General features: G+C 66.2%; 10 protein-coding genes. 7 read left to right on the plus strand and 3 right to left on the minus strand.

Annotated elements, in window-relative coordinates; genetic code table 11:
- The 3 genes from J2X19_RS13345 to nirB all read right to left on the minus strand — a co-directional run bounded on the left by J2X19_RS13345 (window position 1) and on the right by nirB (window position 5,708).
- Window positions 1-2,778, minus strand: a complete 2,778-nt coding sequence (locus J2X19_RS13345) for a nitrate reductase (RefSeq protein ID WP_310373799.1) — start codon at window positions 2,776-2,778, stop codon at window positions 1-3.
- A gap of 32 nt (window positions 2,779-2,810) precedes the next feature.
- Window positions 2,811-3,197, minus strand: coding sequence for a nitrite reductase small subunit NirD (nirD, locus tag J2X19_RS13350; protein WP_092755485.1), 387 nt, complete (start codon window positions 3,195-3,197; stop codon window positions 2,811-2,813).
- A 66-nt stretch (window positions 3,198-3,263) separates the two neighbouring features.
- The gene (nirB, locus tag J2X19_RS13355) at window positions 3,264-5,708 is read right to left on the minus strand and encodes a nitrite reductase large subunit NirB (protein ID WP_310373801.1); all 2,445 of its coding nucleotides are present in this window, start codon (window positions 5,706-5,708) and stop codon (window positions 3,264-3,266) included.
- 349 nt (window positions 5,709-6,057) lie between these two features.
- Between nirB and J2X19_RS13360 the strand changes: the two genes are divergently transcribed.
- From J2X19_RS13360 to J2X19_RS13390, 7 genes are all read left to right on the plus strand, one after another.
- Window positions 6,058-7,344, plus strand: a complete 1,287-nt coding sequence (locus J2X19_RS13360; RefSeq protein ID WP_116606294.1) for a type IV pili methyl-accepting chemotaxis transducer N-terminal domain-containing protein — start codon at window positions 6,058-6,060, stop codon at window positions 7,342-7,344.
- A gap of 51 nt (window positions 7,345-7,395) precedes the next feature.
- Entirely contained in the window at window positions 7,396-9,147 is a 1,752-nt protein-coding gene (locus J2X19_RS13365; protein ID WP_310373804.1) for a bifunctional protein-serine/threonine kinase/phosphatase, read from the plus strand.
- A 193-nt stretch (window positions 9,148-9,340) separates the two neighbouring features.
- On the plus strand, window positions 9,341-9,739 hold the full coding sequence (locus tag J2X19_RS13370) for a VOC family protein (protein WP_116606296.1): 399 nt from the start codon (window positions 9,341-9,343) through the stop codon (window positions 9,737-9,739).
- Between the two features lie 10 nt (window positions 9,740-9,749).
- Window positions 9,750-10,232 carry an EVE domain-containing protein gene (locus J2X19_RS13375; RefSeq protein WP_310373807.1) on the plus strand — a complete coding sequence of 161 codons (483 nt, stop codon included), beginning with the start codon at window positions 9,750-9,752 and terminating at the stop codon, window positions 10,230-10,232.
- 98 nt (window positions 10,233-10,330) lie between these two features.
- Window positions 10,331-10,807, plus strand: coding sequence for a GyrI-like domain-containing protein (locus J2X19_RS13380; protein WP_310373808.1), 477 nt, complete (start codon window positions 10,331-10,333; stop codon window positions 10,805-10,807).
- Between the two features lie 75 nt (window positions 10,808-10,882).
- Window positions 10,883-11,569: a helix-turn-helix transcriptional regulator gene (locus tag J2X19_RS13385; RefSeq protein WP_310373811.1), complete on the plus strand. Its 687-nt coding sequence runs from the start codon at window positions 10,883-10,885 to the stop codon at window positions 11,567-11,569.
- A gap of 153 nt (window positions 11,570-11,722) precedes the next feature.
- The gene (locus J2X19_RS13390; RefSeq protein ID WP_310373813.1) at window positions 11,723-14,911 is read left to right on the plus strand and encodes an EAL domain-containing protein; all 3,189 of its coding nucleotides are present in this window, start codon (window positions 11,723-11,725) and stop codon (window positions 14,909-14,911) included.
- Window positions 14,912-14,922: the final 11 nt, after the last annotated feature.

Below are 14,922 nucleotides of genomic sequence, written 5' to 3' on the forward strand. Positions count from 1 at the left end.
TTACGCCGCCTGTGTCGCGGGCATGGAGGCGCGCACCATGCGCCGCACTTCGGGCAGGCAGGAGCCGCAGTTGGTGCCGCATTTGAGGGCGGTTTGCAGCTGGCCCAGGCGCTCGTCTTCAAAGCCGCGGCAGCTGGCCAGGGTGCTGTTGATGGCTTCGTCGGTCACGTTGAAGCAGGTGCAGATCTGCTTGCCGCGCGCCTTTACCGCCACCGGCGCCTTGCTGCCCGGCACCAGCAGCAGGCGGCCATAGGCCTGGGCCGGCAGCTGGTCTTGCAGCAGGGTCTTGATCCAGCCTTCGGCGCTGGTATCGCCGGCCAGCACGAAGCCGGTGAGCTCGGCGTTATCCGCCGTACGCTCCAGGCGCACCGCACGGCGCTGGCCTTTTTTCTTGTCGGCGTAGCGCAGCACATCGCTGCCGTCCAGGCCCAGCAGTTTTTCGATCTGGGCCACGGTGTCGTCGGACGCGGTTTCATGGCTGGCGGCGCGGAACAGCAGGCCGGTGCGCTCGCGGCCAAAGGGCACGACGCTGGCGTAGGGAAACTGCACCATCAATTGCTTCAGCTGCTCGCGGGCCGCCAGGGCATCGGTCTCGGGTAGCCAGGCCACGCCCAGCAGCGACCAGGGCAGCTCGGCCTTCAGGATCTTGACGGCCGCGTGCTTGAGCTCGGGTTGTTTGGAGGTTGGGCAGAACGTGGGCGTGGTCAGTGCGTTCACGCCGGCCAGCCGCTCGCCATTGGCGCTGACGCCGCTGAGGAATTCTTCGCCCCAGTGCATGGCGATGAAGGCTTGGCTCATGCCAACCTCGGTGCTGGCCTGCAGCGGCACCACGATGGAGCCGCGCTTGCTAGTGACGTGCACCAGGTCGCCTTCTTTCAGCAGCCGGCGCGCCATGTCCTGCGGATGCATTTGCACCGAGGGCTCGGCCACGTGGCCGAACAAGCGACCCACGGTGCCGGTGCGGCTCATGCCGTGCCACTGGTCGCGCAGCCGGCCGGTGCTCAGCGAGAACGGGTAGCGCGCCTCGCGCGGTTCGGCCACCGGCTTGTAGACGGTGTTGGCGAACTGGGCTTTGCCGTCCTTTGTCGGGAATAGACCGTCTTCGTACAAACGCGCCTTGCCCACTGCGTCACCTTCGCGCAGCGGCCATTGCTGGGGCGCCACATCCAGCATGGCGTAGCTGAGGCCTGTGATGTCCAGGTCGCGGCCGCGGGTGGATTCGCGGTGTTCGTTCCACACCGATTCCGGCGTCGGGTAGTCGAACAGCCGGGCCGGGCGACCGAGTTCGGCCTCCAGCTGCTGGGCAAATTCGACCGCAATCGACCAGTCGTGCCGGGTTTCACCGGGGGCGGCGACGGCGGGACGCACGCGGCTGATGCGGCGCTCGGAATTGGTCACGGTGCCGGTTTTCTCGCCCCAGGTGGTGGCCGGCAGCAGCAGGTCGGCATAGGCGCAGGTGGCGGTGGTGGCAAAGGCTTCCTGCACGATGACCAGCTCGGCGCGCTGTAGCGCACGGCGCACCGTGGCCTGGTCGGGCATGCTCTGGGCGGGGTTGGTGCAGGCGATCCACAAGGCCTTGATTTCGCCGTCGGCGGCGGCCTGGAACATCTCGATGGCGGTCTTGCCTGGCGTGGCGGGCACATCGGCCACGCCCCACAGCGCGGCGACTTCGGCACGGTGTGCGGGATTCGCCAGGTCGCGGTGGCCGCTGAGCAGGTTCGCCATGCCGCCGACTTCGCGTCCGCCCATGGCGTTGGGCTGGCCGGTCAGCGAGAACGGGCCGGCGCCGGGCTTGCCGATCTGGGCGGTGGCCAGGTGCAGGTTGATCAGCGCGCCATTCTTGGCCGTGCCGCTGCTCGATTGGTTCAGGCCCATGCAGTACAGGCTGAGGGTGGCTTTGGAGGTGGCGAACCACTGGGCGGCCTGGTGCAGCGCCTCTTTGCTGATGCCGCAGATCTGTGCCACCAGCTCGGGCGTGCAGTCGCGCACCGTGGCTTTCAGCGCGTCGAAGTCGTTGGTATGGGCGGCGATGTAGGCGGCGTTGGTCCAGCCTTCCCACAGCATGATGTGCAGCATGCCGTTGAACAGCATCACGTCGGTGCCGGGCTGGATGGCCAGGTGCAGGTCGGCGATCTCGGCGGTGTCGGTGCGGCGCGGATCGGCGTAGATGATCTTCATCGCCGGGTTGGCCTTCTTGGCGTCTTCGATGCGGCGGAACAGGATGGGGTGCGCCCAGGCTGTGTTGCTGCCAACGATGAAGATGCACTGCGTGTGGTTCACGTCGTCGTAGCAGGTGGGCGGCGCGTCGGCGCCCAAGGTGCTCTTGTAGCCGGCCACTGCGCTGCTCATGCACAGGCGCGAATTGGTGTCGACGTTATTGGTGCCGATCAGGCCCTTGGCCAGCTTGTTGAAGACGTAGTAGTCCTCGGTCAGCAGCTGGCCGGAGATGTAGAAGCCCACGGCGTCCGGCCCATGCTCCTGGATCACCTGGGCGAACTTGCGCGTGGCCATACCCAGCGCGTGGTTCCAGGACACGCGCTGCGGCGCCTGGTCGCGCTGCAGGCGCTGCATCGGGTAGAGCAGCCGGGTTTGCAGGGTGACGGCGGCGGTGGCCGTGTGGTGCAGGGTCGAGCCCTTGGTGCAGAGCCTGCCGAAGTTGGCCGGGTGGTCCGGGTCACCCCGCACCCCGGTGATCTGCGCGCCGGTGGATTCGATGATCACGCCGCAGCCGACGCCGCAGTAGGGGCAGGTGGATTTGGTTTCTGTGGGTGTGCTCATGGGGTGCGCGGCGCTGCGGGGCTAGGGGGTGCTCAGGCGGTTTCGGGCGTTTTGTGGCCAGGGCCGGCCACCGGGGCGCTGAATTCCAGCCCCAGCGTAGCCAGCTCCTGCGGGCTCAGGTGCACCGTGCCGTCCACCACCTTGACGCTGAACTTGGGCGTGCAGCCCACGTCGGGCGCAGCGGCCTGGCCGTCGCACATGCCGATGCTCCAGTTGTGCAGCGGGCAGGCCACGCTGGTGCCGAAGACGATGCCCTGGCTCAACGGGCCGCCTTTGTGCGGGCAGCGGTCCAGCAGGGCGAAGACTTCGTCCTGGTCGTTGCGGAACACCGCCACGTCCATGCCTTGCGCGCGGCTGACGCGGCGCGAGCCCAGTACCGGGATGTCGTCGACTTTGCAGATGACTTTCCATTCACTCATTTTGCTATTCCTTTTGTAGCTGGTGGCGCAGGTACTACCTGCGCTGGGGGCATTATTTTTATAAATTTAGGCGGGGAGGGCGGTGAACTGGCGGGTGTCGACCTGCGCGTCCTTGAAGTCGAACCAGGGATCGGGCTCGCCGTCCAGCGCGAACTGCAGGCGTTCCCACAGCGCTTTGCGGCCGGCTTCGTCTTCCAGGATGCGCTTCTTCACGTAGTCCAGGCCGACGCGCGACACGTAGTGCACGGTGCGCTCCAGGTACCAGCCTTCCTGGCGGTACAGCTCGCAGAAGGCGCCGGTGTATTCCAGCACTTCGGCGGCGGTCTTCACCTTGACCAGGAAATGCGCGACCTCGGTCTTGATGCCGCCGTTGCCGGCGATGTACATCTCCCAGCCGCTGTCGACACCGATCACGCCCACGTCCTTGATGCCGGCTTCGGCGCAGTTGCGCGGGCAGCCCGATACGGCGAACTTGACCTTGTGCGGTGCATACATGCGCCACATCGCGCGCTCCAGGTCTTTGCCCATCTGGGTGCTGTCCTGCGTGCCCATGCGGCACCATTCGCTGCCCACGCAGGTCTTCACCGTGCGCAGCGCCTTGGCGTAGGCGTGGCCGCTGGGCATGCCGATGTCTTTCCAGATGCCAACCAAATCCTCTTTCTTCACGCCCAGCAAGTCGATGCGCTGGCCGCCGGTGACCTTGATGGTCGGTACTTTGTACTTGTCGGCGGCGTCGGCGATGCGGCGCAGCTCGTCGGCCGTGGTTTCGCCGCCCCACATGCGTGGGATGACGGAATAGGTGCCGTCCTTCTGGATGTTGGCGTGGCTGCGTTCGTTGATGAAGCGGCTTTGCGGATCGTCCTTGGCTTCCTTGGGCCAGCTGGAGATCAGGTAGTAGTTGACGGCCGGGCGGCAGCTGGAGCAGCCGTTCGGGGTCTTCCAGCCCAGGCCTTTGAACACCGAGGCGATGGTCAGGTACTTGTTCTTGACGATGGCTTCGCGCACCGCCTGGTGGCCCTGGTCGGTGCAGCCGCACATGGCCTTGGTCTTGGGCGTGGCCGAGTAGTCGCCGCCGGCGGTGAACATCAGAATCTGCTCGACCAGGCCGGTACACGAGCCGCAGGAGGCACTGGCCTTGGTGTGCTTCTTCACTTCTTCCAGGGTGAACAGGCCTTTTTCGCGGATGGCCTTGCAGATCGTGCCCTTGTTCACGCCGTTGCAGCCGCAGACTTCGGCGCTGTCGGGCATGCTGGCGGCCTTGTTGTGGCCTTCGTGGCCGGTGTCGCCCAGGTGGCTTTCGCCAAACATCAGCTTGTCGCGGATGTCGGCCACGCTGCGGCCGTCGCGCAGCAGCTTGAAGTAGAAACTGCCGTCGGCGGTGTCGCCGTACAGGCAGGCGCCGACCAGCTTGTCGTCCTTCAGCACCAGCTTCTTGTAGACGCCGCCGAACGGGTCGCTCATGATGATTTCTTCGGTGCCTTCGCCGCCCATGAACTCGCCGGCGCTGAACAGGTCGATGCCGGTAACTTTCAGCTTGGTGGATGTCAGCGAGCCCATGTAGCGGCCGATGCCGAATTCGGCCAGGTGGTTGGCCGCCACCTTGGCTTGTTCAAACAAGGGTGCGACCAGGCCGTAGGCGATGCCGCGGTGGGCTGCGCATTCGCCCACCGAATAGATGCGGCCGTCGGTCACGGTCTGCATGGTGTCGGTGACCACGATGCCGCGGTCCAAGTGCAGGCGCATCTTGCTGGCCAGGTCGGTGTTGGGGCGGATGCCCACGGCCATCACCACCAAGTCGGTGGCGACCTCGGTGCCGTCCTTGAATTTGATGGCGGTGACCCGGCCGTCCGGGCCGCCCACCAGCTCTTGCGTTTGTGCGCCCATCAGGAACTTCAGGCCGCGCTCTTCCAGCGACTTCTGCAGCAGCTTGCCGGCGACGCTGTCGAGCTGGCGTTCCATCAGGGTGGACTGCACATGCACCACGTGCACCGTCATACCGCGCAGCATCAGGCCGTTGGCCGCTTCCAGGCCCAGCAGGCCGCCGCCGATGACCACCGCGTTCTTGTACTTGGTGGCGGTCTCGATCATCTCGTTGGTGTCGGCGATGTCGCGGTAGGCGATCACGCCTTTCAGGTCCTTGCCGGGGATGGGCAGGATGAAGGGGTTCGAGCCGGTGCACATCAGCAGACGGTCGTATTCGGCTTCAGTCACATTGCCGTCGGCATCCACAGCGCGCACCACGCGCTTCACGCGGTCGACTTCGGTGACCTTTTTGCCCGCATGCAGGGTGATGTTGTTCTCGGCATACCACTCCCAGGAGTTCAGCACGATCTCGTCCAGCGTCTGCTCGCCCGCCAGCACCGGCGACAGCAGGATGCGGTTGTAGTTGGGGTGGGGTTCGGCGCCGAACACCGTGATGTCGTACAGATCGGGGGCGACCTTGAGCAGTTCTTCAATGGTGCGTACACCGGCCATGCCGTTGCCTACCATCACCAATTTAGATTTTTTCATTTAAACGACTCCAGAGTGTTGCAGGGAGATTGCAGAAAATTAACAGCAAACCGCATGCCGAGAGACAGCTGCGCTGCGCAGGAAAAAGGTACGGGATAGGTGGGTGTTCACCAGAAAACACAGCCTCGGCGTAGGCCCATGCCAGACCACCGTTGCCAAACTTTTGCGAGATACACCATTGCGCACGTCGTTGTACGCAGAGCCTGCCGGGTTGAGACAGGGGTTGGGCGCGCCGTTACGCCCGAGCAAAACTATGCAAAACTTGTGCCATATGATTTGACCCACGACCGCCGTGTGGTGCGCGAATTGCGTGGCTACCCGGTCCGCCCATTGGAGAAACCTGATTTTTATGACCACGGCCTTGGTACTTTTGAACGCCCCGCAGGGGGCACATTCCCTGGTCGCCGACCTCGAAGCGGTGGGCGTACAGCTACTGGCCGCACCGCTAGAGTGCAATAAATTGGTGCAAGAAGCGGTGCTGCACGCACCAGATGTGCTGATCTGCTACGACCCTCTGCCCGAAGAGGCGCTGTTCAAAGCCCTGCAGTCGCTGACCGATACCGCCCCTTGTCCGGTGCTGCTGTTCACCATCGACGGCGATGCCGAAAAGCTCGACGCCGCCCTGGCCTGCGGGGTCCACGCCTATGTGGTGAACGGCTATGGCCGGCACCGGCTGCGTCCGCTGATCCAGCTGGCCCAGGCCCGTTTCGCGCGCGAGCAGGCGCTGCGCGACGAGCTGCAAGACCTGGGCAGCCGCCTGGAGGAACGCAAGATCGTCGAACGCGCCAAGGGCGTGCTGATGCGGGCCCGCCAGGTGTCGGACGACGACGCCTTCCAGATGCTGCGCACCGCCTCCATGCACACCAACCAGCGCCTGGGCCAGGTGTCGCAGCACATCGTGCACTCGGCCCGGTTTGCCGACGGCGTGAACCGTGCGGGCCAGCTGCGCATGCTGTCGCAGCGCCTGATCAAGCTGTACCTGCTGCAGCTGGCCGGGGCCCAGGTGGGGGTGAGCGCCGAGCTGCAGCAGCAGTCGGCCCAGCGCATCGACAGCAATATGGCGTTTCTGGCGAAAAGCCTGTCCCAGCCCACTTTTGGCGACCTGCTGACCCAGGTGGCCCAGAGCTGGCGCCAGCTCAAGCAGGGTTTGCAGAGCGAGCCGCGCCCTGGCCAGAACAACCAGATGCTGCAGGCCGATGCTCTGGCCGAGCAGCTGCTGGAGCAGGCCGAGCGCCTGACCGGCGTGCTGGAAAGCGCCGGTGCCGTGGCCCCGCTGCACGTACTGAATGTGGCCGGGCGCCAGCGCATGCTGTCCCAGCGTTTCGCCAAGTTTGCCTTGCTGGGGGTGCTGGGCGACCGTGCCACCCAGCAGCGGGCCCAGGCCGGCATGGCCGAGTCGCGCGCCGCCTTCGAGCAGGCACTGAACTACCTGAATGACATCCCGCTGAGCAGCCCCGACATCCGTGCCGGCCTGGAAACCGCCGCCGTCTACTGGCGCCAGATGCTGGCCGGCGCCAACCAGCTGCAGCGCGGCCCGGGCCTGGACCAACTGGCCACCGCCAGCGAAGGCTTATTGGAGGTGTTTGAAAGCCTGTCCGCCTTGTATGAGCACAGCATGCAGATGCTCGTGGGGTAATTACCAATCGGGAGTGCACCAAATTGGGAATGAAACTTGCATCATTGGTGCATGGCATTCCACATCGACATAGGTTTTAGCTCGCAGGCCGGCACCAAGCCCACCAACGAAGATTTTTGCGCCGCCATGCTGCCCGAGGCGGGCCAGGCTGACATGGGCTCGATTGCCGCGCTGGCCGACGGCGTCAGCACCGGCGGCATGGGCCAGGAGGCGGCGCAAACCACGGTCACCAGCTTGGTGCGCGATTACTACAGTACGCCCGAAACCTGGGACACCACGGTGGCCCTGGATCGCATTATTGGTGCACACAACGCCTGGCTCACCGGCATGAACCGGCGCCGCAAGCCGGCCATGGGCCTGACCACGCTGACTGCCGTGGTGCTGCGTGGCCAGTCCTATACCGTGGCCCATGTGGGCGACTCGCGCGCCTACCTGCTGCGCGAAGGCCAGTTCACCCAGCTGACCCACGACCATGTGCCTGACCACCCCGATCTGCGGCACCAGCTGCTGCGCTCGGTGGGCGTGGACGAGCGGCTGGTGGTCGACTACATGCAAGGCGACCTGCAGGTTGGCGACGTGTTCGTGCTGCTGACCGACGGGGTGCACGGCGTGCTGCCCGACGCCCAGCTGCAGGCCCTGGCCCAGGGCGACAACGCCCGGCTGGCCGCCGAAACCCTGGTGCAGACCGCCCTCAAGGCCGGCAGCCGCGACAACGCCACCGCCATGGTGGTGCGCGTGCTGGGCCTGCTGGACGCCACGCTGGAAGACGAAAACCGCGCATTCCGGGCGCTGCCAATCCCCGGCCCGTTCCGCGTCGGCGACATGCTCGACGGCCTGGCCGTCACCGCGCCGGTGGCCGACAACGGCATCAACGTCGTGGTCCAGGTCCGGCATCCGGCAACCCAGCAGCTGTATGCGCTGAAAACCCTGCACCCCAGCCGCGCCCACGATCCGCAGGAGCGCGCCATGCTGGCCCACGAGGCCTGGCTGGCCAAGCGCATGGGCTCCAGCCGCGCGGCCGAGCACCTAGTGGTGCTGCACGACACCTTTCCGGCCAACAGCGTCAGCGGCCAGCCAGCCAGCGCCGCCTACCTGCTGTACAACTGGCACAGCGGCGAAACCCTGCAGCAGATGCTGGACCGGCAGAGCAAGTTCAGCGTGCACCAGGCCGTGGCCGCGGCCCGCCAGGTGGCCGAGGCCCTGGGCCGGCTGCACCGGCAGAACGTGATCCACCGCGACATCAAGCCGGCCAACCTGCACCAGGGCGAAGACGGTGTGCTGCGCCTGCTCGACCTGGGCGTGGCCCTGACCGGCCGCGAGCCCGAGGCCATGCGCAAGCTGCACGCGGGCACGCCCAGCTACATCAACCCCGAGCAATGGGGCTTCAGCGCGTTGAGCGGCGACGCCCCGGAGGAGCTGCCCAACGCCCAGAGCGACCTGTTCGCGCTGGGCGTCACCCTGTACCAGCTGCTGACCCACAAGCTGCCCTATGGCGAGGTGCTGCCCTACCAGGTGGGCCGCTACTACCGCGACCCGATCGCACCCAGCCGGCACAACCCCGAGATCCCGATCTGGCTGGACCATGTGGTGCAAAAAGCCGTGGCCCGCGACAAGCGCCAGCGCTTCGAGACCGGCGAAGAGTTTTTGCTGGCCCTGGAGCGCGGCGCCTCGCGCCCGCTGACCGCCCCCGCGCCGTCGCCGCTGCTGCAGCGCGACCCCACGGCGGTGTGGAAGCTGGGCCTGGCGGTGTCGGTGCTACTCAACCTGCTGCTGGTGTTTTGGTTGCTGTTCTTGCCGAAATAGGCTCACCCCCAGGCTGCAGCGCTTCGCGTCTTTCGCCCACCCCCTTGCAGGGGGCGATACCTGTGGCCCGGCGGAGCCGGTTCCACGGTATCTCTGGGGAAGGCGGGGAGGGCGAGTTCCCTGCTGACACCACGGTGTCAGCAGCAGGTAGGCACCATTCGCTTCTCTTTAACTGCACCGAAAGGAAGCTCCCATGTCCACCAACGCCACCCCCAACGCCATCAGCTGGTTTGAAATTCCGGTCACCAATATGGACCGCGCCCAGCGCTTTTACGAGACCGTGCTGGGCAAGAGCCTGCACCGTGAAATTTTCCCTATGGGCGGGCAAGACTACACGCTGGCCATCTTCACCGCGCCGGACGAGGGCGTCAAAGGCTGCCTGCAAAGCGGTGCCGACACCACCCAGCCGTCGAGCGAGGGCACACTGGTCTACCTGGACTGCTCGCCCAGCATCGATGCGGCCCTGGCCCGCCTGCAGTCCCTGGATGCCACGCTGCTCAAACCCAAGACCGCCTTGCCCCCCGGCATGGGCTTCATCGCCCACCTGCGCGACCCGGACGGCAACCGCGTCGGCCTGCATTCCATGGCCTGAAGACGCAGCCATGGCACGCAATAACTGGATTGCCGTGGCCAGCGCCGCCCATGCGCGGCGCGGCTGCGCGGCGGTGGACGGGCCTGGCTACATGCAGGTCTGCCATGGCAAGGTCGCGCCGCTGAAGCGCGTGCGGCCGGGCGACCGCGTGGCCTACTACGCGCCCACTGTCAGCATGGGCGGCAAGGACCGGCTGCAGAGCTTTGTGTCGATAGGCATCGTCTTGCCCGGCGAGCCCTATGCGTTCGACATGGGCGGCGGCTTTGTGCCGTTCCGCAAGGACGTGGCGTATGTGGCCGCGCAAGAGGCGTCCATCCTGCCGCTGGTGCCGCAGTTCGAGTTTGTCGAATCGCCGCAGCGCTGGGGCTACAAGTTCCGCTTCGGCCTGTTCGACATCAGCGATCACGACATGCGGCTGATCGCCCAGGCCATGCAGGCCGACCCGCAGGCGCTGCACTTTGGCACTGAACCGCAATACGCATTGGCCTTCTAGCGCAGCTTCCATCTGCGTAGACCGCTACATATTGCATAGCGCTGAGCGGCGGGTTGCCGACCGGTGTAAATTCTCCCCACTTTTTGTAAAGCCTTGCGATGACCACCATCTTCCCGCCGCGCCTCGTGCAGCTAGCCCAGCCCAAGCAGCTGGCCGGCATTACCACCCGCACTACCAATGCCGACGAGGCCACGCCCGCCACCGGCAAGATCCCGGCGCTGTGGGGCCGCTTCTTTTCCGAACGGGTGGCGCAGTCCGTGCCCGGCTACACCCCGCAGTCGGCGCTGTACGGCGTGTACAGCGGCTATGCGTCCGATGCCCATGGCGCCTATGACCTGACTGCCGCGGTGCTGGCCGATAGCGTGCTCGAAGGCCTGGTCAGCACCACCGTACCGGCCGGTGCCTACCTGGTGTTCGAAGGCCAGGGCAGCATGCCCGCGACGGTGGTGGCGGTGTGGGGCGCGGTCTGGCAGTACTTTGCCGATGCGCCGGCCTATGCGCGTGCCTATGCCGCCGACTTCGAGGAATACAGCGGCGAGGGCCGGGTAGCGGTCTACATCGGTGTGCAGGCCTGACGCCGAATTACTCAATTTTGATAGCTGCCCGCGCAATCTCTACCTGCGCTAACGGCCTGAAAAGCTTATAAAACCATGCGCCGTGCCGACCGTCTTTTCCACCTGGTCCAGCTGATCCGCGGCCGGCGCCTGTCGACCGCCACCTTTCTGGCCGAGCGGCTGGAGGTGTCGGAACGCACGGTGTACCGCGACGTGGCCGATCTGCAGCGCCAGGGTGTGCCGATCGAGGGCGAGGCCGGGGTGGGCTACCGCTTTGGCGCGGGCTTCGAGCTGCCGCCGCTGATGTTCAGCCAGGACGAGGCCAAGGCCCTGGTGGCGGCGGTGCGGCTGTCCCAGCCCTGGCTGGACGCGCCGCTGGCGCTGGCCGCCGAGGATGCGCTGGGCAAGATGCTGTCCATCCTGCCGTCGGCCGCGCGGGCTGCGGCCGAGAGCCTGGCGGTGTACGCGCCGCCGGCCAGCTACAACGGCCTGACGGCGCCGGTGCGCAGCCACTTGCAGCAGCTGCGCGAGGCCAGCGGCCTGCGCCGCAAGGTGCATATGGACTACAGCGACGTCAAAGACGCGACCAGCCAGCGCACCGTGCACCCCCTGGGCTGCTTTTACTGGGGCCGGGTCTGGACCCTGGTGGCCTGGTGCGAGGTGCGGCGCGATTTCCGCAGCTTCCGCATCGACCGCATCCAGTCCTTGCGGGTACTGGACGATTGCTTCCAGCCCGTGGCCGGCTGCACGCTGGCCGATTTCCTGCGCACTGTGGCCTGTTGACCAAAGAGCTGCCTCTACCGTGACAGCGTTTCGACCCGCAGCACGCCGGGGGTGGTATGGTTGGCGGGATACAAATAGATACTTGTTGGAGCCCGTGGCATGGAGCGGGCTCGGCTACCCTCGGACACGCGCGCAGCGACGGAGAAGTTTTGCATGGACTGGAATGTGTTTCAGTGGCGTTCACTGAAGACCCGGGTCACCCTGAGTACGCTGGCCATTTTTCTGGCCGGTATCTGGTCGCTGGCCTTCTATGCCAGCCAGGTGCTGCGCGACGACATGAAGATCTTGCTGGGCGAGCAGCAGCTGGCATCCACCAGCGCCCTGGCTTCCGATATCAACACCGAACTGGAGCAGCGCCTGCAGGCTTTGGTCAACCTGGCGGCCGTGGCCGGGCCCAGCGTGCGCAGCGAGCGGTCGGTGTTGCCGGTCGTACTGGCCCAGCGCCTGATCACCCGCGGCCTGTTCAATGGCGGCTTCGTTGCCTACAACGCCGACGGTCTGGTGGTCGACACCGATACCCGCCTGGTTGAACTGCTGGGCAGCCATGTGCCGGAGGGCGACGGTGCGGTTGCGGTTGCGCTGCGCGACGGCGTGCCGGCGGTAGGCCTGCCCCGGCTGGAGCCCGTTTTGCGCGCCCTGGTGGTGCCGATGGCGGTGCCGGTACGCGATAGCCGTGGCCGCGTGGTGGGCGCGGTGGTGGGCTGGACCCGGCTGGATGGGGCCAATTTTCTGGACCGCGTGGGCGACCTGCGCTATGCGCGCACCGGCCTCTACACCGTGGTCTCGCCCAAAGACCGGCGGGTGGTCACCGCCAGCGACAAAAGCCGGATTCTGGAGCGGCTGCCCGCCCCGGGCCAGGACCCGGCGGTGGACCGGGCGGTGGACGGCGATGAAATCTTTGGCCTGCTGGTAGACCATACGGGGCAGGAGCTGTTGTCGTCCTCGGTGCGGATTCCGCTGGCCGGCTGGACCGTGGCCTCGGCCTGGCCCACGGCGGCGGCCTTCGTGTCGATCCGCCAGCTGGAGCAGCGGGTGATGCTGGCTACGCTGCTGCTGACCGTGCTGGCCGGCGGCCTGACCTGGTGGATGCTGCGGCGCCAGTTTGCCCCGATGCAGGACGCAGCCCGTGTGCTGGCGGCCGTCACCGAGCACAGCCAGCCGCTGGCGCCGCTGGCGATTCCCACGCAGGACGAGGTCGGCGCCCTGATCGGCGGCTTCAACCGCCTGCTGAAGATACTCGGCCAGCGCGAACAGGCGCAAAAGGAAACCGAGGCGCGCTACCGCACGCTGGTGGAGTGGTCGCCCGACGCGGTGGTGGTGTATGTGGAAGGCCGGGTCATTTATTGCAACCCGGCTGCCGTCAGGCTGTTCGGCGCGGAGTCTGTAGACGAGCTGCTGGGCGAGCTGGTCAGCGAACGCATCCACCCCGATTCCGCCATCGCGGCCGCCCAGCGCCTGCAGCATGTGGTCCGCACCGGTGACAGCGTGGGCGTGGCCGAGCTGAAGATCATCCGGCTGGATGGCAAGGTGATCGATGTCGAAGGCCAGGGCACCTCCATCGTGTTCGACGGCAAGCCGGCGGTGCATTCGGTACTGCGCGACATCACCAACCGCAAGCAGGCGGATGCGGAGATGCGGATTGCTGCCACCGCCTTCGAGTCGCAGCAGGGCATGCTGGTGACCGACAGCGAATGGACCATCCTGCGGGTGAACCGGGCTTTCACCGCGATCACCGGCTACACCGCGCAAGAGGCCATAGGCCAGAAACCATCGGAGCTGCTGCGTTCCGGCCGGCACGATGCCGAATTCTTCCGGGGCATGACGGAGAGCCTGGAGCAGACCGGCTCCTGGCAGGGTGAGATCTGGGACCGGCGCAAGAACGGCGAGCTGTATCCCGGCTGGTTTGCCATCACCGCCATCCAGGACGAGAACGGCCAGGTCAGCCACTATGTGGACACCTTTGTCGACATCACCTCGCGTAAGCAGGCCGAGGAGCAGATCCAGAACCTGGCTTTCTTCGACCCGCTGACCGGCCTGCCGAACCGCCGCCTGCTGATGGACCGGCTGGAGCTGGCCATGGCCAGCCGGGCCCGGCACCAGCGCAAGGGTGCGCTGCTGTTTGTCGACTTGGACAACTTCAAGACCTTGAACGACACCCACGGCCACCACCGCGGCGACCTGCTGTTGCAGGAGGTGGCGCAGCGCCTGGTCAACTGCAGCCGCAAGGGCGATACCGTGGCCCGGCTGGGGGGCGACGAGTTCGTGGTGATGCTGGAAGACCTGAGCGAGCAGTCGGTGGAAGCCGCCACCCAGGCCGAGGGCGTGGGCGAGAAGATCCTCGGCCTGCTGAACCAGAACTACCAGCTGGCCGGCTATGTGCACCACAGCACGCCCAGCATCGGCATCACCTTGTTCGGCGAGTGCGAGGAGGGCATAGAAGAGCCGCTCAAGCGCGCCGACCTGGCCATGTACCAGGCCAAGGCTGCGGGCCGCAACACGCTGCGCTTTTTTGACCCGCAGATGCAGGCCGTGGTCAGCGCCCGGGCGGCACTGGAGGCCGGTTTGCGCGATGCGCTGGCCGGTGACCAGCTGCAGCTGTACTACCAGCCCCAGGTGACGGGCGAGAGCGAAATGACCGGGGTCGAAGCCCTGGTGCGCTGGCTGCACCCGCAGCGCGGCATGGTGTCGCCGGCCGAATTCATCCCGCTGGCGGAAGACACCGGCCTGATCCTGCCGCTAGGCCACTGGGTGCTGGAAACCGCGTGCCGGCAGCTGGCCAGCTGGGCTGGCCGGCCCGAGATGGCGCACCTGACGGTGGCCGTCAACGTCAGCCCGCGGCAGTTCCACCAGGTGGATTTTGTCGACCAGGTGCTGACCCTGCTGGAGCGCACCGGCGCCAAGCCGCAGCGCCTGAAGCTGGAGCTGACCGAGAGCCTGCTGGTGGCGAATATCGAGGACGTGATCGCCAAGATGACGGCGCTGAAGCGTGTCGGCGTGGGCTTCTCGCTGGACGATTTCGGCACCGGCTATTCCTCGCTGTCGCACCTCAAGCTGCTGCCGCTGGACCAGCTAAAGATCGACCAGGGCTTTGTGCGCGACATCCTGACCGACCCGAACGACGCTGCCATCGCCCGCATGGTGGTTGCGCTGGGCGACAGCCTGGGCCTGGCCGTGATCGCCGAAGGCGTGGAAACCGAGGCCCAGCGCGAGTTCCTGGCCGACCAAGGCTGCTACGCCTACCAGGGTTATCTGTTCAGCCGGCCGCTGCCGATTGCCGAGTTCGAAAGCCTGGCGCAAAGCTATGTGCTACAAAATAAAGAGCTTCTCGCGCCCGTCAAATAAGCGCCAGTGGC

The organism is Rhodoferax ferrireducens (assembly GCF_031458075.1).
Taxonomy (GTDB): Bacteria; Pseudomonadota; Gammaproteobacteria; order Burkholderiales; family Burkholderiaceae_C; genus Rhodoferax_B; species Rhodoferax_B ferrireducens_A.